Genomic DNA, 25,442 nt, shown 5'->3' with positions numbered 1-25,442 from the left:
GACCTGACCTGTGCGGGGTGCACCTCAGAACGCTCATGGGACGTTCCACGTGCGGAAAGATCCACGTTGACGCGGCCACGTCCGGCACGGCGACAACACCGGTATGCGTGTCGTCATCGTGACCGAATCCTTTCCCCCCGATGTGAACGGCGTGGCCCACTGCGCGCTCCAGACCGCCCGGCACCTCGTCGATCGCGGTCACACCCCCGTCGTCGTCGCCCCGGCCCCCTCCCCCGAGCTCGCGGCTTCGCTCAAGCAGGGAGGGCCCGCGTCCGGCGACGAGCCCGACGCCTGCGCGCCGTGCCCCGTCGTCCACGTCCCCTCCCTCCCGCTCCCCGGCTACCCCCAGGTCCGCGTCGCCCTCCCCAGCCGCCGTCTGGCCGCCACCCTCGTCGAGCACCGTGCCGATGTCGTCCACCTCGCCAGCCCCTTCGTCCTCGGCGTGCGCGGCATGGCCGCAGCCGCCCGCCTCGGCATCCCCGCCGTCGCCGTGTACCAGACCGACCTGGCCGGCTACGCCCGTACGTACATGGGGGCCGGAGAGGCCGCCGCCTGGCGGCGCATCCGCTCCGTCCACGGCGCCGCCGACCTCACCCTCGCCCCGTCCAGCGCGGCCCTGCACGACCTGGAGGCCCACCGAGTCCCCCGGGTCCGGCTGTGGCCGCGGGGCGTCGACACCGAGCGGTTCCGGCCCGACCGGCGCGACGAGATCCTGCGCCGCGAACTCGCCCCGAACGGCCAACTGATCGTCGGCTACGTCGGCCGGCTCGCCCCGGAGAAGCAGGTCGAACTCCTCGCCGGTGCCTGCGGCCTGGAGGGCGTCCGGGTCGTGATCGTCGGCGACGGCCCCAGCCGGCCCGGCCTGGAGCAGGCGCTGCCCGGCGCCGTCTTCCTCGGTCGGCGCACCGGTGACGACCTCGCCCGGGCCTTCGCCTCGTTCGACGTCTTCGCCCACACCGGACCCTTCGAGACCTTCTGCCAGACGGTCCAGGAGGCCATGGCCAGCGGCCTGCCCGTGGTGGCGCCCGCCGCGGGCGGACCGCTGGACCTGGTCGCCCACGGGCGCACCGGCCTGCTGGTACCGCCGCGCGACGCGAGCGCCGTACGGGGCGCGGTGCGGTCCCTGGCCGCCGATCCCGGACTGCGGGCCGCCTTCGGCGCCGCCGGACGCGCCATGGTCGAGGGCCGCACCTGGGCGGCCGTCGGCGACCAGCTGATCGGGCACTACGCGCACGTGCTCGCCGGGCGCCGGACGGCGGTGGCGGCATGAGCGCCTCCCGCCCGGGCGACAGCGGCCGTCGGCCGCTGCGGATCGTCCGGCTCGCCAACTTCGTCGCACCCTCGTCCGGCGGTCTGCGCACCGCGCTGCGCGAGCTCGGCAAAGGCATCAAGGCGGCGGGACACGAACCCGTCCTCGTGATCCCCGGCGAACGGATGAGCGACCGCGAGACCGAGCAGGGAAGGGTGATCACCCTCCCGGGGCCGCTGCTGCCCGGCACCGGCGGCTACCGCGTCCTCACCGATCAACGGAGAGTGGCCCGGCTCCTGGAGGAACTCGCGCCGGACCGGCTGGAGGTGTCCGACCGGACGACCCTGCGGTGGACCGGCAAGTGGGCGCGGCGCGCCCGGGTCCCGGCCGTGATGGTCTCGCACGAGACGGCCGACGGGGTGCTGCGCACCTGGGGCCTGCCCGAGAAAGCCGCCCGGCGGGCCGCCGACGCCCTCAACGTCCGTACGGCCCACACCTACTCGCGTGTGGTGTGCACCACCGAGTTCGCCGAGCGGGAGTTCGTGCGGATCGGTGCCCGCAACGTCGTCCGGGCCCCGCTCGGCGTCGATCTGGTGCAGCGGCACCCGGCGCTGCGCGACCCAGGGGTACGGGCCCGGCACGCGCGTGAGGACGAGACGCTGCTGGTGATGTGCTCGCGGCTGTCCGTGGAGAAGCGGCCCGGCACGGCGCTGGACGCCCTGGAGGCGCTGCGGCGGCGTGGTCGCCGGGCCGCGCTGGTGGTGGCCGGGGACGGCCCCTTGCGCGCCCGGCTCGAACAGCGGGTGCGCGTCAGCGGCCTGCCGGTCACCTTCCTCGGGCACGTCCCCGACCCCGGGCTGCTGGGCGCGCTCCAGGCCTCCGCCGACCTCGCCCTGGCACCCGGGCCCGCCGAGACCTTCGGGCTCGCCGCACTGGAGGCCATGGCCTGCGGCACGCCCGTGGTGGCGAGCGCGTCGTCCGCGCTGCCGGAGGTGATCGGCTCCGCCGGAGCCGCCGCGGCGGACCACGGTGAGGCCTTCGCGGACGCCGTGGACCTCCTGCTGCAACGCCGGGAGGCGGACCGGCGCGAGGCGGCACGTGCGCGTGCGGAGTGCTTCGGGTGGAACGCGGCGGTCGACGCGTTCCTCGCCGCGCACGACGCGGCCGTCCCGGTGCGCCCGGCACTGCCGTACGCCCCCGGGGGCGTGGCATGAGACCCCCGCGGTGCGCGGGGGTCTTGCGGTTCGCGGCCCTCGGTGACTCGCTCACCGAGGGCGTGGGTGATCCCGTCGGTGACCGGGTGTGGCGCGGCTGGGCCGCGCTGCTCGCGCACGGGCTCGCCGAAGGGCCGGTCGACTTCACCAACCTCGCGGTGAGCGGGTCGCGGACCCGGGACGTGCTGGAGCGGCAGCTGCCCGCCGCGCTGGAGCTGAGGCCCGACCTCGTGTCCGTCGTCGTCGGCGTCAACGACACCCTGCGCTGCACCTTCGACATCCGGGCCGTGGCCGCCCGGCTCGACCAGGTGTACGCGGCCTGCACCGGGCAGGGCGCCGTGCTGCTCACCGCGTGCCTGCCCGACCCGGGGGCGATGCTCGGTCTGCCGTGGGCCCTGGCCGGCCCACTGGCCCGGCGGCAGCGGGCGGTGAACACGGTGGTGCACGCGCTGTCCGAGCGGTACGGGGCGCTGCACCTGCACGCGTGCGAGGGCGACTGGATCACCGACCGTGCCCTGCGGAGCGCGGACCGGCTGCACCCCGGGGAACGCGGGCACCGGCAACTCGCGCTGCGTTTTCACGCCCTCCTCGCGGAACACGGCCTCGCGACGGGGCCGGCGCCCTCGGCCGAGGCCGAGTGCCCCGTCCCGACGAAGGCGGCGCGCCTGAGGTGGCTGGCCACGGCCGGCACCGGCTGGGTGGCCCGCCGGTGCACCGACCTGCTGCCCCAGCTCCTGACCCTGGCCGTCGACGAGCTCCGGCACCGCGCCCGGGGCACGAGCACCCGGCTCGACCTGCGGGCCTCGGCCGCGGTGTCCGCCGCCCTCGCCGCGCTGCCGGTCGCGGAGCAGGCGGACGCGGCCTGACGGGCCTGTCCCGCGAACCCGCGTGCCGGCCTCAGCGGCGGCGCACGGCCACGAAGCGGACCGGCGTCCCGGGGACCGCCTGAGCGGCGGCGGGAAGGTCGGCGGCACGGACCACGGCGATCACCGGGTAGCCCCCGGTCGTCGGGTGGTCGGCCAGGAACACCACCGGCAGGCCGTCCGGCGGAACCTGCACGGCACCCAGCACCATGCCCTCGCTGGGGAGTTCGCCCGGCCGGGCCCGCTCGAGGGCCGGTCCCTCGGTGCGCAGCCCGATGCGGTTGCTCGCGGAGGACACCCGGTAGGCGCGGGAGCCGAAGGTGTGTACGGCCTTCGGTGTGAACCAGCCGTCGCGCGGGCCGAGTGTCACCCGCAGCACCAGCTCGGCCGGTGGCGCCGGCTGCGGGGCGACGTCCACGCGCGCGTGGCCGCCCGTCGGCCGGCCCAGGGGCAGCACCGCGCCGTCCGCGAGCGGGGGCGGACCGAGCCCCGACAGCAGGTCCGTCGACCGGCTGCCGAGCACCGGCTCGACCGCGATGCCACCGCAGATCCCCACGTAGGCGCGTACGCCCGCGGCGGCGGGTCCGACGTCCAGCAGCGCCCCGGCGGGTACCCGCACCGGTGCGCACCAGGCGACGGGCCGCCCGTCCACCGTGACCCGGCAGGGCGCGCCCGCGACCGCCACGGTGACGCTCGAACGGGGGCGGACGGCACAGCCGTCGAGGGTCGTCTCCAGCACGGCCGCCCCGGGCGGATTGCCGACGAGCCGGTTGACGAGGTCGGCGGCGGTCCGGTCCAGGGCCCCGGAGCGGGGCACACCCAGGTGGGCGTGGCCCGGGCGGCCCGTGTCCTGCACGGTGGTCAGGGCCCCGGCCCGGACCACGGCGAGCGCACGGTCCGTCATGACCCCGCCTCGGGGACGAACCGCACCCGCGTACCCGGCGCCAGCAGCGCCGCCGGCACGCGCGTGTGGTCCCACAGCACGACGTCCGTGCTGCCGATGAGCTGCCAGCCGCCGGGCGACGAGCGCGGGTACACGCCCGTGTACGGGCCCGCCAGGGCGACCGACCCCGCCGGGACGGCCGTCCGCGGGGTGGCCCGGCGCGGGACGTCGTAGCGCGGCGGCAGCCCGGTGAGGTAGCCGAAGCCGGGCGCGAAGCCGCAGAAGGCGACCCGGAACTCGGTGCCCGCGTGGATGCGGGCGACCTCCGGCACCGGCACGCCCCAGTGCGCGGCGACGTCGGGCAGGTCCGGGCCGTCGTAGCGCACCGGGATCTCGACGACCGCGTGAGCGCGTGACGGAGGGGGCGGCAGCTCGGCGGCGGTCAGTTCGGCGGCCAGCCGGGCGGGGGAGTCGAGGCCGTCGATGAGGACCGTGCGGGCCGCCGGCACGATCTCGCGGGCCGGGAGCGAGCCCTCCGCGCGGCGTCGCAGCAGCTCCGCGTGCAGGGCCTCGGCCTCGTCGCCCGAGGAGACCTCGACGAGCAGGGCGTCGTCGCCGACGGGCAGGACCCTCATACGAACGCCTCCACGCGGACGCCCGAGGCCTCCAGCCGTTCCCGCACCCGGCGCGCCAGCTCCACCGCGCCCGGGGTGTCGCCGTGCAGGCACAGGGAACGCGCGCGTACCTCGATGCGCGTCCCCGAGCGGGAGACGACCTCGCCGGAGCGGGCCAGGCCCAGGGAGCGTTCCACCACGGTGTCCGGGTCGGTGATCACGGCACCTTCCCGGGCGCGCGGCACCAGGGTGCCCTCATCGGTGTACGCCCGGTCCGCGAAGGCCTCGGTGACGACCGGCAGTCCGGCCTTCCCGGCCAGCTCCAGCAGGCGCGAGCCGGGCAGGCCGAGGACGGGCAGGGCGGCGTCCGCGAGGAGCACGCCGTCGACGACCGCGGCGGCCTGCTCCGCGTCGCCCACGACCCGGTTGTAGAGCGCGCCGTGCGGTTTGACATAGGCCACCCGGGCGCCCGCCGCGCGTGCGAACACCTCCAGGGCGCCGATCTGGTACGCGACCTCGGCCGCCAGCTCGATGGGCGGCACGTCCATCGCGCGCCGCCCGAATCCGGCCAGGTCCCGGTAGGAGACCTGCGCGCCGATCCGGACCCCGCGCTCGGCGGCCAGCTCGCACACCCGGCGCATGGTGACCGCGTCCCCGGCGTGGAAGCCGCAGGCCACGTTGGCGCTGGTGACGACGGACAGCAGTTGCTCGTCGTCGGTGAGCCGCCAGCGGCCGAAGCCCTCGCCGAGGTCGGCGTTCAGATCGATGCAGGCCATGTGTCCAGTGTCTCCTGTCAGGCCACGCGGTACTGCTCGTCGCGGGCGTCGGTGAGGAACATCTGCCCCGGGGCGTGCGTGAGGGCGAACGGCGGACGCGAGGCCATGACCGCCGCCTGCGGGGTCACCCCGCACGCCCAGAACACCGGGATGTCGTCCGGCTCGGCGTCCACCGGGTCGCCGAAGTCGGGGCGGCCGAGATCGCCGATGCCGAGCCCGGCGGGGTCGCCGCAGTGCACGGGGCTGCCGTGCACCGCAGGCAACAGACTGCTCTCCCGGATCGCCGCCGCCAGATGTCCGGGCGGCACCGGCCGCATCGACACCACCAGCGGCCCGTGCAGCCGCCCCGCCGGACGGCACTGCCGGCCCGTCACGTACATCGGGACGTTGCGGCCCTGCTCGACGTGGCGGATGGGCACGCCCGCCTCGCCCAGCGCCCACTCGAAGGTGAAGCTGCACCCGATCAGGAACGACACCAGGTCGTCCCGCCAGTACGCGCGCACGTCGGTCGGTTCGTCCACGAGCTCGCCGTCCCGCCACACCCGGTAGCGCGGCAGGTCCGTGCGCAGGTCCGCGCCCTCGGCGAGCACGGTCGTCCAGGACCCGGCGTCGGTGACGTCCAGGACCGGGCAGGGCTTGGGGTTGCGCTGGCAGAACAGCAGCATGTCGTAGGCCCAGTCGGCGGGCACCGAGACCAGGTTGACCTGGGTGTGGCCCGCCGCGACCCCCGCCGTGGGGCCCGTCAGGCCGTCACGGAAGCGGGCCCGGGCCGTCGCGGGGCTCCACGCGCGCGCGTGCTCGTCGACGAGGAGCAGGGGTCGGTCCTCGGTGCTCGTGCGGTTCACGCGAGCTCCTTCCCACGCGTCTCCGGCAGCCCGAGCAGCGCCAGGGCCGCGATGCCGTAGCCGATCGCGCCGAAGACCAGCGCGCCGCCGACGCCCCAGCTGTCGGCCAGGAACCCGACCATGGTCGGGAACACGGCGCCCACCGCGCGGCCGGTGTTGTACGTGAAGCCCTGCCCCGTCCCGCGCACCGCCGTCGGGTACAGCTCGCTCAGGTAGGACCCGAAGCCGCTGAAGATCGCCGACATGCAGAACCCGAGCGGGAAGCCGAGCACCAGGAGCAGGGTGTTGGCGCCGCTCGGGATGTTCGCGTACGCCAGGATGCAGAGCGCCGACAGCAGGGCGAACAGCCAGATGTTGCGCCGCCGGCCCAGCTTGTCGGTGAGGTAGCCGCCGGTCAGGTAGCCGATGAAGGCGCCCGAGATGAGGAACGTCAGATAGCCGCCGGTGCCGACGACCGAGAGGTCGCGCTCGGTCTTCAGATACGTCGGCACCCAGGTGGCCAGCGTGTAATAGCCGCCCTGCACACCGGTGGACAGCAGCACCGCGAAGATCGTGACCCGCAGCAGGCCCGGCTTGAAGATCGCCGTGAACGAGCCCTTCTGCGCGCTCTGTTCACGCACCGCGGTCGCCTCGGGCGCGTCGTGCACATTGCGCCGCAGCCAGACGACGAGCAGCGCGGGCAGGGCCCCGGTCCAGAACATGATGCGCCAGGCCAGGTCGTCGTCGGCCACCGAGAAGACCAGGGTGTAGACGATCACGGCCAGGCCCCAGCCCACGGCCCACGAGCTCTGGATCGCGCCGAGCGTGCGCCCCCGGTGCTTGCCGCTCGCGTACTCGGCAACGAGGATCGCGCCGACCGCCCACTCACCGCCGAAACCGAGGCCCTGGAGCGCACGGAAGACCAGCAGCGTCTCGTAGTTGGGCGCGAAACCACAGGCGACCGTGAACACCGCGTACGTGATCACGGTGACCATCAGCGCCTTCACCCGGCCGACGCGGTCCGCGAGCACGCCCGCGAGGGCGCCGCCGATCGCGGAGACCATGAGCGTGACCGTCGTGAAGAGTCCGGTCTGGCCGCTGTTCAGGCCGAAGTACGCCGACAGCGCGACCATGCTCAGCGGCAGCGTGAAGTAGTCGTACGAGTCCAGGGCGTAGCCGCCGAAGGCGCCGGCGAACGCGCGGCGCCCGCGCGGGCCCAGGGCCCGCAGCCAGCCCAGCGCCCCGTCGTCCGGGGCGCGTTCCGCGGGCGTGGCGCGGGTGTCGTCGATCTTTGCCTGCGGTGGAGGAGTCGTGCTCATGGGCACCTCGCAGAGGGAGGAGGAGGGTGCTTGGGGTGAGCCGGGTCGCGCCGAAGCGGTCGGCGCGACGGTGGGGAAAGCGACGCCGTGTGTAGCACCGTAGAGGATTGTTCAACGATCCCTCAATACCCATGTTGGGTTGTACTTGTGATCTGCGATTGAATTCCGGCATGGCAGAGCAGTTGAAGGACCTCGCCGACGACCGGGCCCTCCTCGGGCGCACCAGCACCGCGGAACGGGTCTCGGACATCCTCAGGAGCCGGATCGCCGAAGGCTACTTCCCGCCCGGGACCCGTCTGTCGGAGGACAGCATCGGCGGCGCGCTCGGCGTCTCCCGCAACACGCTGCGCGAGGCGTTCCGGCTGCTCACGCACGAACGCCTGCTCGTCCACGAGCTGAACCGGGGCGTCTTCGTCCGGGTGCTGACCGTGGAGGACGTCGAGGACATCTACCGCACCCGCCGGCTCGTCGAGTGCGCGGTCGTGCGAGGCCTCGGGCAGCCCCCGTACGGGCTCGACGGACTGGCCGGTGCGGTCGCGCAGGGACGGACGGCGGCCCGGGAAGGTGACTGGAAAGCGGTGGGAACGGCGAACATCCACTTCCACCGGGAACTGGTCGCTCTCGCCGCGAGCGAACGCACCGACGAGCTCATGCGGAGCGTCTTCGCCGAACTGCGGCTGGCCTTCCACGTGGTGGACGAGCCACAGCGACTCCACGAACCGTACATCGCGCGCAATGTCGCGATCCTCGAGGTTCTGCATAGCGGCGACCGACAGAAGGCCGAGAGTCTGCTGGCGGGATACCTCGACGACTCGCTGGAGCGCGTCGTCGAGGTGTACCGGCAGCGGGTCGGCGAGGACGGCTGAGGACGGCGGCGCCGAGGGCGCACCGCGTCGTTTGGGCCGATGTCAGACCCAGGACCTAGTCTGTGCACCGTGACTTCGCCTGCATCGACGGACAGCGTTCCGCCCCAGCTCAGCGCGGGGCCGCGCCCCGCCCCGGGGCCGGCCGCCGACGAGGGCCTGGCGCGGCGCCTGCGTGCGCTCGCCTGCACCGCGCCGCTGCACGACCTCGACGCGCGCAAGGCGAACCTCGCCGGGGAGTACTCGGTGTACGGCATGGCGGAGGTGGCCCTCGCGGCCATCGACCTGGTCACCCTGAACATGGACTTCGACACGGGCGCGGACCACGACCAGATCGTTGCCCGCCTCATCCCGCGCATCGCCGCCCAGGCCGCGCAACGGCCCGCCGCCGAGCACGAGCGGGTCGCCCGCTGGGTGATGGAGAACCTGATCAACGTCGGCAGTGTCGACCGCGGCTTCCGCGCGGTGTACGGCACGTTCGCGGCCGACGGCACCTATGTGCGCCGCGACTACGACTTCAAGCTGATCGAGGAGGTCCCCGGGCCCGGCGGCACGGTCTACCTCCGTACCACAGACGAAGCGGTCAACGTCCTCGTCGGTGCCCTCGACACGGACGTCACCAGCGCGCAGATCGCCGCCGAGGTCAAGCTGGAGGTGCTGATCAGCCGCGGCAGACTCGCCGACGCCCAGCTCGCGGCCGAACAGGCCCGCTACCGCACCGTGCAGTACTCGGAGACCCTGCGCCGCGCCCTGGAGGCGACCCGGCGCAACGTGCGCGCGGTGGACTGGCTCTCCACCGTGCCCGACATGATCGCCGAGGCGCTGGAGCACGTCGCCGACCGCTACCGCCATGAGAACGCGATCCTCACGAACATCCGCAAGGCGCGCGACGAGTCCGAGGACCCCGAGCACAAGCGTCGGGCCGCCGAGCTCGTCGACATCGTCAAGGACTGCATCCGCCGGCACACGCAGTTGCAGTCCCGGCTGCTGGAAGCCGGACCGCTGTTCCGCGCAGAGCAGGACCGGCAGGCCTTCGCCACCCCGATGACGACATCGGGGACGGACCTCTACGGGCACCTCCTCGCGCCCGTGCTGCCGCTGCCGCTGGAGCAGGCCGTCCGCGTCACGGACGCGTTCTTCGGCCGCGGCACCGGGCTGCGCACGCCCGTGTCCGTCCGGGTCGGTGACCTCGTCGACATACTGCTGACGCCGCCGGTGGAGCGGGAGCATCTGGGCGCGGAGATGCCGGAGCCCGACCTGATCGCCACCCCGGACGACAGCCGCTTCAGCGAGGAGCAGCTCGCGGCGGCGCAGGAACTGCTCGACCTGCCGGCGGACGCGCCGCGCCGGTTGTCGGGGCTGCTGGCGCAGGCCCGGCGGCAGGATCCCGAACTGCCGTATCTGGTGGCCCTGCTGGCGGTGCATGCCGCCAGTCCGCCCGTCGGCACGGCCTATCGCCAGGGCGAGCAGAAGCTGCTGTTCGCCGTGGACGACGGGACCCAGCTCGACGATCCGGAGTTCGGCGGCGCGGACCTCATCGTCGGTACCGCGCTGCTGGACGCGGCGGGGATGGCGGCGGACCGGACGGAAGCGGCATGAGTCAGTACGAGTGGCACAAGGAGTCCCGACCGTGAGCGAGCATGTCGAGTGGAGCGAGCCGGACGGGCCGGCCCCGGCGGCCGGCGCCGCCGTCACTCCCGCCGACGCCGCCGACGCGGCCCGGCTCGTGTCCTTCGGGTTGCAGCCCAAGCTGCAGCCCGCCCGCGACCAGGAGTACGCGGACCTGCTGCGGCGCTACCGCGAGGACCCGCCCTTCGCCCGGCTCGCGGACGCCGTGGCGACCGGCCTGGGGCTGATCGTGCTGGAGGTGTCCCCGCGCGCGGGCATGGCCGTCACCGCCGCCGAGGACTCGGTGTTCGCCGTCCGCATGGGCGACTACGCGCGTCGTACGTCCGCCGACGGCGGTGACCGGTTCCTGCACGGGCTCGCCCATCTCGCCGTCGCCGCCCTGGCGTTCCCGCGTCCCGAGGACCTCGCCGACGACGGCTACATCGGCCGGGTGACGGTCAACGGCGTCGACGCCTTCGTGCGCCAGGCCTGCCGACGGCTGGAGGAACGCGCCGCCGAGCAGGGCGAGAACACCGACCCGGCGACCGACGCGCCCGGGCTGGAGGCCGCCTGGCGGATCTGGGTGCGGCGCAGCGCCACCGGCGCCACCAAGGACGCGCGCCGGCTGGCCGGTTCGACCACCGGCATCGTCGCCAAGGCCGTCACCTTCCTCACCGACTCCGGATTCCTGCAGCGCACCGGCGACGACCACGGCGGCACGTACCGCACCACCGCCCGCTACCAGCTCCAGGTCCGCGACATGGCCGGCAGCGCCGCCATGGCCGAACTGCTGGAACTGGGCGTCGTCCCGGTCACCGACGGCACACCGACGCTGCTGCCCCCCGAGGAGGGCGACGACCTGGAGCTGGTCGCCGACGCCGGGCTGCCCTTCCACGCCTCCTGACCCCCCATCTCACGAAGATCTACGAGAGTCCGCCATGTACGAGCTGTCCCGGGTCCGCCTCTACTCGATCGGGCCCGCCGGTGCGCGCTACGCCGACACCGTGCTTGACCTGCGGGGCGTGGGGGAGATCGTGCCCGACCCCGCGCCCGCGCAGGCGGAGTTCTTCGAGGAGGAGCCGGTCGGCCCGCCGCGCCGGCCGGCGCCCGCGGGTGTGCTCTTCCTGGAGAACGGCGGCGGCAAGTCGGTGCTGCTCAAGCTGATCTTCTCGGTGATGCTGCCCGGACACCGGAACACGCTCGGCGGCGCCAGCTCCGGCGTGCTGCGCAAATTCCTCCTCGCCGACGACTGCGGACACGTGGCGCTGGAGTGGCAGCACGTGCTGACCGGCGAGTGCGTCGTCGTCGGCAAGGTCAGCGAGTGGCGCGGACGGCAGGTCTCCAACGACCCGCGGAAGTTCGCCGAGGCCTGGTACTCCTTCCGGCCCGGCCCCGGGCTGAGCCTCGACAACCTCCCCGTGGCGGAGGCCACCGCCGTACGGGCCCCGGTCGAGGGCCAGTCCAGTGCGCGCGGGCGGCGCCGCACCATGAAGGGCTTCCGCGACGCCCTCACGGAGGCGGGCAAGACCTACCCGCACCTGGAGGTCCACTGGGAGGAGATCCACGACCGCTGGATCGAGCACCTCGGCGACCTCGGCCTCGACCCCGAACTCTTCCGCTACCAGCGGGAGATGAACGCCGACGAAGGCGAGGCCGCCGGTCTCTTCGCCGTCAAGAAGGACGCCGACTTCACCGACCTGCTGCTGCGTGCCGTCACCGACACCCGCGACACCGACGGGCTCGCAGACCTGGTCAGCGGCTTCGGCAACAAGCTGGGCCGGCGTGCCGAGCTGATCGCCGAACGCGACTTCACCGCCGGATCGGTGGACCTCCTCGGCCGGATCGTCGAGGCCGCCGAGGCCCGCTCACGCGCGCGTGACGTCCACGCCGGAGCCGAACGCCGTACCCGGACCCTGGCCCGCAGGCTGTCCGCGCGCGGGGTGCGGGAGCGGGTCCGGGCCGCCGACCTGGCCCAGCGGGTCACCGCCGCCGCCTACGCCGTCACGCACGCCGAGGCGGCCCGCGAGCGCAGCGCCCTGATCTCCGCCGAACTCGCCTACCGGCACGCCTCGCTGGCCCTCGCGGCGGCCGAGAAGTCCGCCGCCGCGCAGAAGCGCGAGCTCGCCGACGCCCGCACCCTGTACGCGGCCTGGCAGGCCGCCGAGGTCGTACTGCGCCACCGCGCCGCCTCCGACCGCGTCGCCCGCGTGTCCGCCGCGATCCAGGAGGCCGAGCGGGACGCCGCGCCCGCCCTGGCGGCCCGCTCCAGGGCCGCCGTGGACCTCGTCCGGGCCCTGCACGCGGCCGCCGAGAAGGCCGAGAGCCACGCCAACGAGGAGGAGGAGCGCTCCGCCGCCCTCCAGGAGGTCAGCGACGCGGCCTACCGGGACTCCACTGCCGCCGCCACGCAGGCCCAGCGCGCCCGCAGCGAGATCGGTCACCTCAAGCAGCGCCTCGCCGAGGTCGAGCAGGAGACCGCCGAGGCGGTCCGGGCCGGCTGGCTCGATGACTCCGCGCCCGACGCCGACCCGGCCCGCGCGGCCCTCGCCGCCAGCGACGCCGAGAAGACCGCTGTGGCGGCCTGGGACTCCGCCCGTGAAGCGTCCCGCCGGGCCACGGAGCACGCGCGCGAAGCCGCCTCCACCGAGAGCCGCGCCGAGCTGACCGCGGCCCGCGCGGCGGACGCGGCGACGGCGGCGGAGCGGTCGTACGAGGCCGAGCGACGTACCGCCGACGCCCTGGCGGGGGAGAAGCGGCTGGCGGAACTGCTCAGCCTGACCCCGGAAACCCGCCCGGGCATCCCGCAGCCCCGCCACGGCGCGGACACCGAGCCGAACGCACAGTCGGCCTCCGGCACCCCGGGGCTCAGCCCCGAAGACCTCGACCGCTTCGCCGACGACCTGCGCGAACTCCTCGACGACACCGTCGGTTCCGCGGAACGGCAACTGTTCGAGCTGCGCACGGCCGCCGCCGACGACTCCCGCATCCTCGGCGCGCTCGGCGACGGCGGACTGCTGCCGCCCGGCCCGGATGTGCTGGCCACGGTGGAGTTCCTCGGTGAGCACGGCATCCCCGCCCTGCCCGGCTGGCGCTATCTCGCCCAGGCAGTCGACCCGGCCGACCACGCGCGGGTGCTGGCCGCCCGACCCGAACTCGTCGACGGGGTGATCATCACCGACCCCGACTCCCACGCCCGTGCCCGGGAGGCGCTGGGCGACGCGGCTCTGCTGCCCCGTTCCGCCGTGGCCGTCGGCACCGCCGCCGCCCTGCTCGCCCCGACCCCGGCACCGGACACCGACAGCGGCGACGTCTTCCTCGTGCCGCCGAACCCGGCCATGCACGACGAGCACGCCGCCGACGAGGAACGGCAGGCACTGCGCGCCCGGGCGACCGAGCGGGACGAGGAGATCCGCACGCTTGCCGCCCGGCTCGGCAAGGACCGCGAGCTGGCCGCCCGGCTCGCCTCCTGGCGCACCGGCTGTCCGGCCGGCCGGCTGGCCGAACTGGCCCGGGCGGCCCAGGACACCCGGGAGTTCGCCGAGGAGGCGGAGGCCGAACTGGCCGAGGCCCGGACCGTGCGGGCCGAGGCCGACGAGGCCGCCGCCGAGGCCGCACGCGTCCGGGACGAACGGCAGGAGGCCGCCCAGAAGGCCCGCCGCTCCGCCGACGCCCTCGCCGGGCTCGCCTTCCGGCTGCGCGAGCGGGCCGGCTGGCAGGTCAAGGTGCGCGAGCTGGCCGACGAGGCCGCCGAGTCCGAGGCGAGTGCCCAGGCCTGCCTGGAGCGGGCCCGGGCCGCCGACGAGGACCGGCGTGCCGCCCAGCGCGCCGCCGACGACGCCCGCCGCACCGCCCGCGCCCTGCGCGCGGAGCGCTCCGAGATCGCGGGCGCTCCCGACGACGTGCCCGAGGAGGACGCCCAGGCCCCCCGAACCTCCCTGCCCGCCCTGCGCGAGGCCTACCGGGCCGCGTCCCAGCTGTACGAGAAGGTCGGCGTGGGAGCCGACCTGCGCGCCGAGCAGGCCCGCGCGGAGAGCGACGAGAGCGCGGCCCGCGCGGAGCTGGACCGGCTGAGCAACAAGGTCCGTACGCGCGCGGAGCAACTCCTCGAATCACCCGACGGTTCGGACGGGCCCAGCCGCCAGGCCGCCGCCGCCCGCGCCGAGGAACTGGTGCAGCTCCTGGAGACACGGATGTCGACCGCGAGCGAGCAGCTCGGGCGGCTGCGCGGCGAGGCCGAACGACTCGCACCCGAGGACGGCGAGGCGCACACCGGGCTCCCCGAGGAGCTCCAGCCGCGCGACGCGGAGCACGCGCAGACCCTGCTGCGCACCGCCACCGCCGAACTGGCCTCCCACACCGAGGCGCTGAACCGGGCCCGTGAGGCGCACGCCGACCTCCTCGACGCCCACCGCGCCGCCGAGGACGCGGCGAGCGGCTTCGACGAGATCGCCGCCCTGCTCCGCGATCTGCTGCGCGAGCACGGCACCGACGAGGAGCAGGAGGAGACGGAGCCGTACCCCGGCAGCCCCGAGGAGGCCCGCCAGTCCGCCGCCGAGGCCCGTCGCTCCCTGCGCGGCTGCGCGGCCGACCTGTCCACGGCCGAGGCCGCCCTCCGCGAGGCCGGCGACATCCTCGTCCGGCACGCCAACTCCACGCGCTACGAGCAGGTCCGCACCCCGGCCCGCCAGCAGATCCGCGAACTGCCCGCCTCCGCGCTGCCGGAGCACGCCCAGAAGTGGGCGGACGCCTTCGCACCCCGGCTGCGCGTCCTGACCGACGAACTGGAGCAGTTGGAGCGCAACCGCGACTCGATCGTGGACCGCCTGCGCGGCCTGGTCGAATCGGCGCTGGCCACCCTGCGCTCGGCCCAGCGGCTCTCCCGGCTTCCGGAGGGCCTCGGCGAGTGGTCCGGGCAGGAGTTCCTCCGTATCCGCTTCGAGGAGCCCGACCAGGCGACCCTCACCGAGCGGCTCGGTGAGGTCATCGACGAGGCGACGCGCGCCGCCGTCAAGAAGAACTCCGACCTGCGGCGCGACGGCATGTCCCTGCTGCTGCGGGGCGTCGCGGCGGCCCTCCGACCCAAGGGCGTCGCCGTGGAGATCCTCAAGCCGGACGCGGTGCTGCGCGCCGAGCGCGTCCCCGTCGGGCAGATGGGCGACGTCTTCTCCGGCGGCCAGCTCCTCACCGCCGCCATCGCCCTGTACTGCACGATGGCCGCGCTGCGTTCGAACGACCGGGGCCGCGACAAGCACCGGCACGCCGGCACGCTGTTCCTCGACAACCCCATCGGCCGCGCCAACGCCACGTACCTGCTGGAACTGCAGCGGGCGGTGTCGGACGCCCTGGGTGTGCAGCTGCTGTACACCACCGGCCTGTTCGACACCACCGCCCTGGCCGAGTTCCCCCTGGTCATCCGCATGCGCAACGACGCCGACCTGAGGGCGGGCCTCAAATACATCAGCGTCGAGGAACACCTGCGCCCCGGTCTGCCGCAGCAGCCCCAGGACGGCGAGGCGGTCCACAGCGAGATCACGGCGACCAGGATGTACAAACGCCCGGTTTCCTAGGCCCTGGCGTCCCTACGGTGAGGCGATGCCGCCGGGGCGGACCTCGGCCGAGCGACCTCTCTCGCTTGCGGTCGCCCCACCGCGGCCCCTCGCGCCACGCCTCACGAGTGGGACAACTGTCCGGCTCCACCTCGCCGGCCTATCCGCCCCTGTGCCCGCGCGGCGGCCCGCTCCTGCCGCCGGGTCCGGCGCCGCTCGCGCCGCAGGGCCCGGGCCGTGCTGCTCGGCACGGACACCACTCCGTTGCGCTGGTTCCAGACCTGGCGGGTCACCCACACGTCGAGCGCCCCCCAGGTGGCCGCGATCGTGCTGACCACGCTGCTGATCACCATCGGGAACGCCAGCCAGGACCCGGCCATCGTGCACAGGAAGGCCACCATCGCCTGAATCAGCGTCACGGCTATGAGGAGGACCGCCCGCACGGCAGCCGTCCGCACGGGATCCGGCAAGCGGCGCCGCCGCGCGGGCTCCTCGACCCACAGCGGCCGGTGGTACTGCTGCTCCCGGGCGCCGCGGCCCATCTCGTGAGCCGGAACCCCCGGCCCCCGCTCCGCAGGCGTCACCGGATTCCCGGGACCGTCGCGATCGGTCGCCTGCGTCTTCCGGGGCCTCGCCATCTGCGCCCCGTCCGCCCTCGGCGCACCGTGCCGTTCCGCCGTGCCCATCACCGTGTCACTCCCCACCGCCAGCAGACCGCTCGCTCGCATCCGAAGACCCGTGCTCCCCAGCGGCTGCCCGGCTTGCGCTGTTTTACGCCGCCCAGATGCGGGACGCGGCTCCTGTGGCCGATTCCGCCCCCGTTTCCCATGGGGAAGGACGAACAACTCCTCACGAAGATTCCCGGATAACGAAAAGTTTCAGCCAACCGCTCTGGCTGAACACGGGGATTGACCCCCACCGCCACCACCCGTTTCGGGGAGACAACTCCCGCCATGACCGGACAACTCCCGACGCCGTGCCTCCGGCGCGGAAGTTCAGGCTCCGGGCCGGTCTTCGAGTTCCCTGTGGGTCGGTAGTAGGCTCTCGCCGTTTGTTGACGCACATGTGTACCCCGGGTAGCCCGGGGGCCCGAGCTGGGGGAGGCCATGCGCTTTCGCGGGAAGTCCATCCGCCGGAAGATCGTGGCGCTGCTTCTCGTGCCGCTGGTGTCCCTGACCGCGATCTGGGCCTTCGCCACGGTCCTCACGGGACGTGAGGCGGGCGACCTGTTCAACGTGTCGTCCGTGGTGGAGAAGATCGGCTACCCCATCGAGGACACCGTGCGCGTCCTCCAGGAGGAACGCCGCCAGACCCTCGTCCACCTCGCCGACCCCCGTGCCTCCGACGGACTCGCCGCCCTCCGCCGCAGCCGGACCGCCACCGACGAGGCCGTCGGCAGCATCCGCGAGAACGCCCGGCACCCCGACGTGCGCGACGCGATGGGCGCGGACACCGACGAGCGGCTGACCGCGGTCCTGGACGCCTTCGACGGCATCGAGTCGCTGCGCCGCAGTGTCGAGGACGGCACCGTCAACCGCGCCCAGGCACTCGACCTCTACAACCGGCTCGTCGACCCCTGCTACGTCCTCCTCGCCAACCTCCACGTGGTCGACAACGTCGAACTGGACAAGCAGTACCGCGCGTTGGTCAACCTCGCCCGCGCCCGCGAACTGCTCTCCCGCGAGGACGCCCTCCTCGGCTCCGCCCTGATCGTCGGCAGGATCTCCCGCTCCGAAGAGCGCGACATCTCCGACCTCGTGGCCCAGCGCACGCTGATGTACGACGTCAACCTGCCGCTGCTGCCCGCGGCGGAGCGCGACCGCTACCAGAGCTTCTGGAAGAACGCCTCCTCCGCTCCCCTGCGCGTGGCCGAGGAAGCCGCCGTCTCCACCGGCTCCGGGACCCCCCGCGGCGTCTCCGCCCAGAGCTGGAACAGCGCCGCCGGCGATGTGCTCGACGAACTCGGCACCCTCAACGACCAGGCCAACGACCGCTACCAGGACCGCGTCCACCCCGTGGCCGTCGGCGTCATCGCCAAGGCGGTCATCGCGGGCGCCCTCGGCCTGATCGCGCTCCTGCTCTCCCTCTTCCTGTCCGTACGCGTCGGCCGCACCCTCATCCGCGATCTGCGGCAACTGCGTCTGGAGGCCCACGAGGCGTCCGGAGTGCGGCTGCCCAGCGTGATGCGCCGCCTCTCGGCGGGCGAGCAGGTCGACGTCGAGACCGAGGTCCCGCGCCTCGAATACGACAAGAACGAGATGGGCGAGGTCGGCCAGGCCCTCAACACCCTGCAGCGCGCCGCCGTGGAGGCCGCCGTCAAGCAGGCCGAGCTGCGCGCCGGCGTCTCCGAGGTCTTCGTCAACCTCGCGCGCCGCAGCCAGGTCCTCCTCCACAAGCAGCTGACCCTGCTCGACGCCATGGAACGCCGGACCGAGGACACCGAGGAACTCGCCGACCTGTTCCGCCTCGACCACCTGACCACCCGCATGCGCCGGCACGCCGAAGGCCTCGTGATCCTCTCCGGCGCCGCGCCTTCCCGTCAGTGGCGCAAGCCCGTCCAGCTCATGGACGTCGTGCGCGCCGCCGTCGCCGAGGTCGAGGACTACGAACGCATCGAGGTCCGCCGCCTGCCGAGGATGGCCATCAGCGGCCCGGCCGTCGCCGACCTCACGCACCTCGTGGCCGAACTCCTGGAGAACGCCACGGTCTTCTCCCCGCCGCACACCGCCGTCCAGGTCCTGGGCGAGCGCGTCGCCAACGGCTTCACCCTGGAGATCCACGACCGCGGCCTCGGCATGGCCGCCGAAGCGCTCCTGGACGCCAACCTCCGGCTCGCCGAGACACCGGAGTTCGAACTGTCCGACACCGACCGCCTCGGCCTGTTCGTGGTCAGCCGACTCGCCCAGCGCCAGAACGTCCGGGTCTCCCTGCAGCCCTCGCCGTACGGCGGCACGACCGCCGTGGTCTTCATCCCCGACGCGCTGCTGACGGACGACGTCCCCGACACGAACGGCATCGGGTTCCGGCTCGACCGCCCCCGGCTCGCGCCCGGGAGCGAGCCGCAGGACAACCGCCGCGCCGCCTTGTCCCAGGCGTCCGCCCAGCGTCCCGGCGTGCCCGCCTCCCTGCTGGACGGTCCGGTCGAACTGGAGGCGCCCGTCGACCTGGACACCGTCGGCGACTTCCCCGGCGCCATCGAGGACGACGACAGCGAACACGGCGGCCTGTTCCGTCCCCGGCACTCGCTCACCCGCGCCCCGGACGAGACGGCGGGACGTCGCGATCCGCGCCGCCAGGGCGCCGACGCCCGCAGCGCCGGGGACCGGACCGACGGCGAGGAGGAGCTGAGCGCTCCCGTCCCGTTGTCCCGCCGCCACACCCCCAAACTGGTCAGTTCGCACGGGCGGCCGGTCACGGACCAGCGCCCCCGGCGGGGGAACGCGGACGAGGAGACCCCCACGACCACCGGCCGAACGGAGCCGGGCCCCGCCTCCGCGCTTCCGCAACGCCGCCGCGGCGAAGGGCCCACGCCCGGCCGCTCCGGCCCCGAGCCCGCCACCGCCCTTCCCGACCGGAGCCGCACCGAGAGCTCCTCGACCGGCAGCCGGCGGGGCGCGGCCCGGCCGGACGCCCCGCCCCCGCTGCCGGCCCGTCGTCGAGGGACGGACTCCGTCCGCCGCGGCATCGGCGCCGCCGACCGCGACGAGGACCGCACCAGTGCCCCGGCCTCGCCCGGCAGTGCACCCGGCGACCTGCCGGAGCCGTCCGGTCCGCCCAGGCGCACCCGCCGCGCGGAGATCGCGGCGAGCGGCCCGAACGCACCCGATCACCCCTCCGGCTCCACGCCGGAGACCACCAGTGGCACCACGCGCCCGGGAGCCGGCGCCGCACCCCGCGGGACCGGCTCCGGCACCACGCCGCTGCCCCGGCGCGTCCGGCAGGCCAACCTGGCCCCGCAGCTGAAGCGGACCTCGCAGCCGCGCACCGAGGACGGGGCCGAGCCCGTCGAACGCGACGCCGATGAAGTACGAAGCCGCATGGCCTCGCTCCAGCGCGGCTGGCAGCGAGGCCGCGAGGAGAACGCCGCGGGCGATGCCGCCCACAGCGGCACAGCACCACAAGGAACGACAGAGGGGGACGGTCGATGACCGCACCGAAGGCGACCGGCCACACCACCAACACGGGCGAGCTGAACTGGCTCCTCGACGACCTGGTGGACCGCGTCGCGAGCATTCGCAAGGCCCTCGTGCTCTCCGGCGACGGATTGCCGACGGGCGTCTCCAAGGACCTGACCAGGGAGGACAGCGAGCACCTCGCCGCCGTCGCCTCCGGGTTCCACAGCCTCGCCAAGGGCGTGGGACGCCACTTCGAGGCCGGCAACGTCCGCCAGACGGTCGTCGAACTCGACGACGCCTTCCTGTTCGTCACGGCCGCCGGCGACGGCAGCTGCCTCGCCGTCCTCTCGGACGCCGACTCGGACGTCGGCCAGGTCGCCTACGAGATGACGCTCCTCGTGAAGCGGGTGGGCGTGCATCTGGCCGCCGCTCCGCGCACCGATCTGCCCGCGGGCGGGTAGTGGGATGACATGAGCGCTGACGGTCAGGGAAGAAGCCACTGGTTCGACGACGAGGCCGGACCGGTCGTCCGTCCGTACGCGATGACCCGTGGCCGCACCAGCAGCCAGGGCCAGCACCGCCTGGACCTGATCGCGGTCGTGGTCGCGGAACCGCAGGCGGACGACCCGGAAGCGGACCACATGCTCTCCCCGGAGCACGTGGACATCGTCGAACTGTGCCGCGACGACCCACAGTCGGTCGCCGAACTCGCAGCGGAACTCGACCTGCCGATCGGGGTGGTGCGGGTCCTCGTCGGAGATCTCGTGGACGCGGAGTTCGTCCATGTGAACCGGCCCGTGCCCCCTGCCGAGCTGCCGGACGAGAGTATTCTGCGCGACGTGATCAACGGGCTCCGGGCGCTGTGAGCAGCGCGGAAGCGGGGTACTGACATGACTGGCCGGCAGCTCGGGGCGGACCGGGTCGGCACCCGCACGGATGTCGTCGCCGGGCGCCCGGACGGTCGGCTGCTCGCGCACGAGCCGCTCTCCGACCGTGCCGCACGCGGCTTCGACACCCCGCGTGTCGCCCTCGGGGGCCGTCCGGGCGCGTTCGCCCGTCGCACCGGGCGCCCGGACGGTCGGCTGCTCGCGCGCGAGCCGCTCTCCGACCGTGCCGCACGCGGCTTCGACACCCCGCGCGTCGCCCCCGAGGACCGTCCGGGCGTCTTCGCCCGCCGCACCGGTCTGCCCGTGCTGCCGCACGAACGGGTCGTCGAGCTCCACGGGGGCGCCGCCGCCGACGGCACCGTCCTGCGCGCCCCGGACCTGGACGGCCCCGCCGGACTCCACCGCGCGCACCGCCACCGCCACCTCCGCCCCGGCCGACGGCCCGTACCCCGGTCGACGAGGGTGGGGGACGCGACGGTGCGGACGTCGTCACCGGCGACGTACTCGTCATCGAAACCCCGGGCGCCTAAGGCTGCGGCCCGCCGTCGTCCGACCCCATCAAGCAGGAGAAGAGATCGATGATCTTCGGGCGTTCTGAGCGCGGCAAGCCTCCGGTCGAGCCCGTCACGCTCAAGATCCTGGTGGCCGGCGGCTTCGGCGTGGGCAAGACCACGCTCGTCGGCGCGGTCAGCGAGATCAGGCCGCTGCGCACCGAGGAGCTGCTCACCGAGGCCGGGCGTCCGGTCGACGACACCAGCGGCGTGGAGGGCAAGCACACCACCACCGTGGCGATGGACTTCGGGCGCATCACCCTCCGCGAGGACCTCGTGCTGTACCTCTTCGGCACGCCGGGCCAGGAGCGGTTCTGGTTCATGTGGGACGAGCTCTCCGAGGGCGCGCTCGGTGCCGTCGTGCTCGCCGACACCCGCCGCCTGGAGGACTGCTTCGCCGCCGTCGACTACTTCGAACGGCGTTCCATACCGTTCCTCGTCGGCGTCAACTGCTTCGAGGGCGCCCCCCGCTACCCGATCGAGGACGTCCGCCAGGCCCTCGACCTCGACGAGGACGTGCCGCTCCTGACGTGCGACGCCCGTGACCGCGAGTCGGTCAAGGAAGCGCTCATCGGCGTCGTCCAGCACGCCATGGCGTACGCGGCCGACCGCCGCGAGGCCGTGACCGGCTGACACCGCCCCGGCCGAACGGGAACGGCCCGCACCCCGCCGACCGGGGTACGGGCCGCCGTCGCACACGACGCTCCACGCGCGCGTGGTCAGCTGTCGCCCTCCTCCCAGCCGAAGCTCTTCTCCACGGCCTTGCGCCAGTTGTGGTACTCGCGGTCGCGCACCGACGCCTCCATGTTCGGCGTCCACTCGACGTCCTTCTGCCAGTGCGCCTTGAGCTCGTCCAGGTCGTTCCACACACCGGTGGCCAGACCGGCCGCGTACGCGGCGCCCAGGCAGGTCGTCTCGGAGATCTTCGGCCGCACCACCGGCACGTCGAGGACATCCGCCTGGTGCTGCATGAGCAGGTTGTTCTTGGTCATGCCGCCGTCGACCTTCAGGGTGGTGATGTGCACCCCGGAGTCCTGGTACATGGCGTCCACGACCTCACGGGTCTGCCAACTCGTCGCCTCCAGCACCGCGCGCGCGAGGTGCGCCTTCGTGACGTACCGGGTCAGGCCGGTGACCACGCCCCGCGCGTCGGAGCGCCAGTACGGCGCGAACAGGCCCGAGAACGCCGGCACGATGTACGCGCCGCCGTTGTCCTCCACACTGGCCGCCAGGGGCTCGATCTCGTCGGCGGTACGGATGATGCCGAGCTGGTCGCGGAACCACTGGACCAGCGCGCCCGTGATGGCGATCGCGCCCTCCAGGCAGTAGACCGGGGCCTCCTCGCCGATCTTGTACCCCATCGTCGTCAGCAGGCCGTTCTTCGACGGCACCGGCCGGTCGCCCGTGTTGAGCAGCAGGAAGCTGCCCGTGCCGTATGTGTTCTTCGCCGTGCCCACGTCGTAGCAGGCCTGCCCGAACACGGCCGCCTGCTGGTCGCCCAGTGCGGAGGCCACGGGGACGCCCGCGAGCTGCCCGACGGCCGTGCCGTACACCTCGGCCGAGGAGCGGATCTCGGGCAGCATGGCCTCGGGGATGTTCATCGCAGAGAGGATCGAGGAGTCCCACTGGAGGGTCTCCAGGTTCATCAGCATGGTGCGCCCGGCGTTGGTCACATCGGTGACGTGCTGCCCGCCGTCCGTGCCGCCGGTGAGGTTCCAGATCAGCCAGGAGTCCATCGTGCCGAAGGCGATCTCGCCGCGTTCGGCACGCGCCCGCAGGTCGGGCACGTTGTCGAGCAGCCAGGCCGCCTTGGGCCCGGAGAAGTAGGTGGCCAGCGGCAGCCCCGTCTGCTCGCGGAACCGGTCCTGCCCGTCCGAGCCGCCCAGCTGGTTGCACAGCGCGGCCGTCCGCGTGTCCTGCCAGACGACGGCGTTGTGCACCGGCTTGCCCGTGGCGCGGTCCCACAGCAGCGTCGTCTCGCGCTGATTGGTGATTCCCATCGCGCTCAACTGGTCGGCGCGCAGACCGGCCTTGGCGATCGCTCCGGCCACCACCGCCTGTACCTTGGACCAGATCTCGGTGGCGTCGTGCTCCACCCAGCCCGGCTTGGGAAAGATCTGGCGGTGCTCGCGCTGGTCGACGGCGACGATCGCGCCGTCCTGGTTGAAGACGATACAGCGGCTCGATGTGGTGCCCTGGTCGATCGCTGCGACGTACTTCTCGGCGTTGTCCGTCATGACTACCCCTTGGGCTGGTTCAGAAGGCTGCGTTGTAGATGAGAGCCGCGAGAATTCCGCCGACCGCGGGCCCCACCACCGGGATCCAGGCATACCCCCAGTCGGTCGTCCCCTTGTTCGGGATGGGAAGGAACTGGTGCACGATGCGCGGGCCGAGGTCACGCGCCGGGTTGATCGCGTAGCCGGTGGGCCCACCGAGCGAGAGGCCGATGCCGACGACCAGCAGGGACACCAGCAGGATCGAGATGCCGGAACCATAGATCCCGGCTCCCTCACCCCGGATGGGTCCGATGCCGACCCCCTGCACGACCCTGTTGTCACCGACCAGCGCGAGGATGGGAAGTACCAGGGCGATGGTCGCGAGGGTCTCCGTCATCAGGTTGGCGGCCGGGTTCCTGATCTCCGGGATGGTGGAGAAGATGCCGAGGGTCGGCACCGGCTCGTCCGCCGTTCCCTCCGTGGTTCCCGTCTGCCGTACGTTGGCCTGGAACTGGGCGAAGTAGACCAGGTACGCCAGGACGGCGCCGAGCATCGCACCCACGATCTGCCCGAGCAGGTACACCCAGACCTTGCTCCACACACCCGTGTCGACGGCCAGCCCGAGGGTCACGGCGGGGTTGATGTGGCCGCCGGACAGCGGGGCTGCGGTGTACGCGCCGGCCAGGACACCGAAACCCCAGCCGAACGCGATGACGATCCAGCCCGAGGCCCGGGCCTTCGAGAATCTCAGGGTCACGGCGGCGCAGACGCCCGCGCCGAACAGGATGAGGATCGCCGTGCCGATGATCTCGCCGACGAAGATGTCTACGTTGCTCATGGCGGCTCCTAGGCCCAGGCCCGGGGACGGTGTACCCCGGGCCTCACATGCAGGGTGCGTTACCCATGGCCACTTCAGCCGAAGGCAGGGAGATTCGTTCGCGCCCCGTCCGGCATCCGTGACGAGCGTGCCGTCGCAGCCGACTCGCCTTGGGAGGCCGGGCCTTGGCGTCGGCGCATCCACGCGCCGCAGTGCCGGAATACGCCGAATATGTACGGCGATGTCGGCTGACACCGGAAGTGTTCACCGGCACCCAGAGGGCGTCAAGGTCGCCGACCGCAACGGTTGACGGTCGTTCCGACGACTGCCGGGCTCCTGCCGCACCGGTGGGCCGATGCCCGGCCACGGTGGCGCCCGGTCGCGTCATTGTTCAGATCTGGTCCGGCTCGCGCGGACCCGAGTGAGAGCCGCACGAGGCTTGGCTGATGGTGTCCGGCCTCCACCGGGCTCCGCCTGGGCGGCGCGATCCCGGCCCGACCTGACTCTTCGCTTGCTCGTGTCCAGGATCCACCTGACCTGGCCGCTTCTCAACCGCACGAGTTCCGCGGCGCCATGGCAGCCACGAAAGCCCCGACGGCCCGGCCACCGCCCCGCCCCGACGGGCCCTACAGCGCCGCCGGCCGGCCGCCCGCCGCCCGGCCCCCGGCGCGGGTCTCCGTCCCCCGCTCCCGGCTCCCGGGCCTCAGCCCCCAGCCCTCGAGCCGTCGCAGCACCGCAAGCCCCGTCTCCGGCTCCCGGTCCCGGCTTCCGGGCCTCGCTGAGGGCTGAGGCCCGGTCCCCGGCTTCCGGGTCAGCCCTCAGCGCTCGAGCCGTCGCAGTGCCGCAGGCCTCGTGCCCGGCCCCGGCCCCCGGACCCTCAGCCGTCCAGCCACCGCAGCGCTACCAGATTCGTGCCAAGCCCTCGGTCCCGGCTCCCGGGCCTCAGCCCTTGGGTCTGTAGCCGTCGCAGCGCTGCAAGCCTCGTGCCCACCCTCACCCCTCCAGCCCCTGAAGCAGCGAAGCCTCGTGCCCGGCCCCGGCCAAGGCTCCCGCCCCTTGGCCCCCGGCCCCGGCTCCCGCCCCCTCAGCACGCCTGC

General features: G+C 73.7%; 20 protein-coding genes. 12 read left to right on the top strand and 8 right to left on the bottom strand.

From position 1 onward, the window contains the following. The first annotated feature begins 103 nt into the window (after positions 1-103). The 3 genes from QNO09_RS25105 to QNO09_RS25095 are packed head-to-tail and all read left to right on the top strand — an operon-like array spanning position 104 to position 3,329. Entirely contained in the window at positions 104-1,270 is a 1,167-nt protein-coding gene (locus QNO09_RS25105; RefSeq protein ID WP_283972504.1) for a glycosyltransferase family 4 protein, read from the top strand. Further along, positions 1,267-2,463: a glycosyltransferase gene (locus tag QNO09_RS25100; protein WP_283972503.1), complete on the top strand. Its 1,197-nt coding sequence runs from the start codon at positions 1,267-1,269 to the stop codon at positions 2,461-2,463. Before QNO09_RS25105 ends, QNO09_RS25100 begins: the two co-directional genes overlap by 4 nt. Beyond that, positions 2,460-3,329 carry an SGNH/GDSL hydrolase family protein gene (locus QNO09_RS25095; protein ID WP_283972502.1) on the top strand — a complete coding sequence of 290 codons (870 nt, stop codon included), beginning with the start codon at positions 2,460-2,462 and terminating at the stop codon, positions 3,327-3,329. Before QNO09_RS25100 ends, QNO09_RS25095 begins: the two co-directional genes overlap by 4 nt. A 31-nt stretch (positions 3,330-3,360) precedes the next feature. Here QNO09_RS25095 and QNO09_RS25090 read toward each other — a convergent pair whose 3' ends face one another. The 5 genes from QNO09_RS25090 to QNO09_RS25070 are packed head-to-tail and all read right to left on the bottom strand — an operon-like array spanning position 3,361 to position 7,742. Continuing rightward, positions 3,361-4,230 carry a 5-oxoprolinase subunit C family protein gene (locus QNO09_RS25090; protein WP_283972501.1) on the bottom strand — a complete coding sequence of 290 codons (870 nt, stop codon included), beginning with the start codon at positions 4,228-4,230 and terminating at the stop codon, positions 3,361-3,363. Then, the gene (locus tag QNO09_RS25085) at positions 4,227-4,844 is read right to left on the bottom strand and encodes a 5-oxoprolinase subunit B family protein (RefSeq protein WP_283972500.1); all 618 of its coding nucleotides are present in this window, start codon (positions 4,842-4,844) and stop codon (positions 4,227-4,229) included. The genes QNO09_RS25090 and QNO09_RS25085 overlap by 4 nt, the downstream gene beginning before the upstream one ends. Beyond that, the gene (locus tag QNO09_RS25080) at positions 4,841-5,599 is read right to left on the bottom strand and encodes a LamB/YcsF family protein (protein WP_283972499.1); all 759 of its coding nucleotides are present in this window, start codon (positions 5,597-5,599) and stop codon (positions 4,841-4,843) included. The genes QNO09_RS25085 and QNO09_RS25080 overlap by 4 nt, the downstream gene beginning before the upstream one ends. A gap of 17 nt (positions 5,600-5,616) precedes the next feature. Then, positions 5,617-6,444, bottom strand: a complete 828-nt coding sequence (locus QNO09_RS25075; protein ID WP_283972498.1) for a putative hydro-lyase — start codon at positions 6,442-6,444, stop codon at positions 5,617-5,619. Then, complete coding sequence (locus tag QNO09_RS25070) at positions 6,441-7,742, bottom strand: MFS transporter (protein WP_283972497.1); 1,302 nt, start codon at positions 7,740-7,742, stop codon at positions 6,441-6,443. The genes QNO09_RS25075 and QNO09_RS25070 overlap by 4 nt, the downstream gene beginning before the upstream one ends. A 170-nt stretch (positions 7,743-7,912) precedes the next feature. On the opposite strand from QNO09_RS25070, the gene QNO09_RS25065 reads away from it, so the two are divergent. The 4 genes from QNO09_RS25065 to QNO09_RS25050 all read left to right on the top strand — a co-directional run bounded on the left by QNO09_RS25065 (position 7,913) and on the right by QNO09_RS25050 (position 15,780). After that, entirely contained in the window at positions 7,913-8,608 is a 696-nt protein-coding gene (locus QNO09_RS25065) for a GntR family transcriptional regulator (RefSeq protein ID WP_283972496.1), read from the top strand. Positions 8,609-8,677: 69 nt separating this feature from the next. Next, positions 8,678-10,204, top strand: a complete 1,527-nt coding sequence (locus QNO09_RS25060) for a hypothetical protein (protein ID WP_283972495.1) — start codon at positions 8,678-8,680, stop codon at positions 10,202-10,204. A 31-nt stretch (positions 10,205-10,235) separates the two neighbouring features. Next, positions 10,236-11,117, top strand: coding sequence for a hypothetical protein (locus QNO09_RS25055; RefSeq protein ID WP_283972494.1), 882 nt, complete (start codon positions 10,236-10,238; stop codon positions 11,115-11,117). A gap of 34 nt (positions 11,118-11,151) precedes the next feature. After that, positions 11,152-15,780 carry a hypothetical protein gene (locus tag QNO09_RS25050; RefSeq protein WP_283972493.1) on the top strand — a complete coding sequence of 1,543 codons (4,629 nt, stop codon included), beginning with the start codon at positions 11,152-11,154 and terminating at the stop codon, positions 15,778-15,780. A gap of 101 nt (positions 15,781-15,881) precedes the next feature. Here the strand turns inward: QNO09_RS25050 and QNO09_RS25045 are convergent, their stop codons facing one another. Continuing rightward, positions 15,882-16,445: a hypothetical protein gene (locus tag QNO09_RS25045; protein ID WP_283972609.1), complete on the bottom strand. Its 564-nt coding sequence runs from the start codon at positions 16,443-16,445 to the stop codon at positions 15,882-15,884. Positions 16,446-16,865: 420 nt separating this feature from the next. On the opposite strand from QNO09_RS25045, the gene QNO09_RS25040 reads away from it, so the two are divergent. From QNO09_RS25040 to QNO09_RS25020, 5 genes are read left to right on the top strand one after another with little or no spacing between them, the layout of a single operon-like run. Next, positions 16,866-19,907, top strand: coding sequence for a sensor histidine kinase (locus QNO09_RS25040; RefSeq protein WP_283972492.1), 3,042 nt, complete (start codon positions 16,866-16,868; stop codon positions 19,905-19,907). Then, the gene (locus QNO09_RS25035; RefSeq protein WP_175431362.1) at positions 19,904-20,335 is read left to right on the top strand and encodes a roadblock/LC7 domain-containing protein; all 432 of its coding nucleotides are present in this window, start codon (positions 19,904-19,906) and stop codon (positions 20,333-20,335) included. Before QNO09_RS25040 ends, QNO09_RS25035 begins: the two co-directional genes overlap by 4 nt. A 9-nt stretch (positions 20,336-20,344) precedes the next feature. After that, a complete protein-coding gene (locus tag QNO09_RS25030) occupies positions 20,345-20,740 on the top strand; it encodes a DUF742 domain-containing protein (RefSeq protein WP_283972491.1) in 396 nt (131 codons plus the stop codon). 24 nt (positions 20,741-20,764) lie between these two features. Then, positions 20,765-21,343, top strand: coding sequence for a hypothetical protein (locus QNO09_RS25025; protein ID WP_283972490.1), 579 nt, complete (start codon positions 20,765-20,767; stop codon positions 21,341-21,343). Further along, positions 21,340-21,945: a GTP-binding protein gene (locus QNO09_RS25020; RefSeq protein WP_283972489.1), complete on the top strand. Its 606-nt coding sequence runs from the start codon at positions 21,340-21,342 to the stop codon at positions 21,943-21,945. Before QNO09_RS25025 ends, QNO09_RS25020 begins: the two co-directional genes overlap by 4 nt. 86 nt (positions 21,946-22,031) lie before the next feature. On the opposite strand, the gene glpK is transcribed toward QNO09_RS25020, so the two are convergent. Both glpK and QNO09_RS25010 read right to left on the bottom strand, forming a co-directional pair. Beyond that, complete coding sequence (gene glpK, locus QNO09_RS25015) at positions 22,032-23,549, bottom strand: glycerol kinase GlpK (protein WP_283972488.1); 1,518 nt, start codon at positions 23,547-23,549, stop codon at positions 22,032-22,034. Positions 23,550-23,568: 19 nt separating this feature from the next. Further along, on the bottom strand, positions 23,569-24,366 hold the full coding sequence (locus QNO09_RS25010) for an MIP/aquaporin family protein (protein ID WP_283972487.1): 798 nt from the start codon (positions 24,364-24,366) through the stop codon (positions 23,569-23,571). Between the last annotated feature and the right edge of the window lie 1,076 nt (positions 24,367-25,442).

Origin of the sequence: Streptomyces sp. 378 (assembly GCF_030124145.1) — a bacterium.
Lineage (GTDB): Bacteria > Actinomycetota > Actinomycetes > Streptomycetales > Streptomycetaceae > Streptomyces.
This window is presented reverse-complemented; position numbering and strand designations above follow the sequence as displayed.

Bases quoted from the DNA above. Each gene is read 5' to 3' on its own strand.
- QNO09_RS25105 (WP_283972504.1), top strand. From the start codon at position 104: ATGCGTGTCGTCATCGTGACCGAATCCTTTCCCCCCGATGTGAACGGC.
- QNO09_RS25100 (WP_283972503.1), top strand. From the start codon at position 1,267: ATGAGCGCCTCCCGCCCGGGCGACAGCGGCCGTCGGCCGCTGCGGATC.
- QNO09_RS25095 (WP_283972502.1), top strand. From the start codon at position 2,460: ATGAGACCCCCGCGGTGCGCGGGGGTCTTGCGGTTCGCGGCCCTCGGT.
- QNO09_RS25090 (WP_283972501.1), bottom strand. From the start codon at position 4,230: ATGACGGACCGTGCGCTCGCCGTGGTCCGGGCCGGGGCCCTGACCACC.
- QNO09_RS25085 (WP_283972500.1), bottom strand. From the start codon at position 4,844: ATGAGGGTCCTGCCCGTCGGCGACGACGCCCTGCTCGTCGAGGTCTCC.
- QNO09_RS25080 (WP_283972499.1), bottom strand. From the start codon at position 5,599: ATGGCCTGCATCGATCTGAACGCCGACCTCGGCGAGGGCTTCGGCCGC.
- QNO09_RS25070 (WP_283972497.1), bottom strand. From the start codon at position 7,742: ATGAGCACGACTCCTCCACCGCAGGCAAAGATCGACGACACCCGCGCC.
- QNO09_RS25065 (WP_283972496.1), top strand. From the start codon at position 7,913: ATGGCAGAGCAGTTGAAGGACCTCGCCGACGACCGGGCCCTCCTCGGG.
- QNO09_RS25050 (WP_283972493.1), top strand. From the start codon at position 11,152: ATGTACGAGCTGTCCCGGGTCCGCCTCTACTCGATCGGGCCCGCCGGT.
- QNO09_RS25045 (WP_283972609.1), bottom strand. From the start codon at position 16,445: ATGGGCACGGCGGAACGGCACGGTGCGCCGAGGGCGGACGGGGCGCAG.
- QNO09_RS25040 (WP_283972492.1), top strand. From the start codon at position 16,866: ATGCGCTTTCGCGGGAAGTCCATCCGCCGGAAGATCGTGGCGCTGCTT.
- QNO09_RS25035 (WP_175431362.1), top strand. From the start codon at position 19,904: ATGACCGCACCGAAGGCGACCGGCCACACCACCAACACGGGCGAGCTG.
- QNO09_RS25030 (WP_283972491.1), top strand. From the start codon at position 20,345: ATGAGCGCTGACGGTCAGGGAAGAAGCCACTGGTTCGACGACGAGGCC.
- QNO09_RS25025 (WP_283972490.1), top strand. From the start codon at position 20,765: ATGACTGGCCGGCAGCTCGGGGCGGACCGGGTCGGCACCCGCACGGAT.
- QNO09_RS25020 (WP_283972489.1), top strand. From the start codon at position 21,340: ATGATCTTCGGGCGTTCTGAGCGCGGCAAGCCTCCGGTCGAGCCCGTC.
- glpK (WP_283972488.1), bottom strand. From the start codon at position 23,549: ATGACGGACAACGCCGAGAAGTACGTCGCAGCGATCGACCAGGGCACC.
- QNO09_RS25010 (WP_283972487.1), bottom strand. From the start codon at position 24,366: ATGAGCAACGTAGACATCTTCGTCGGCGAGATCATCGGCACGGCGATC.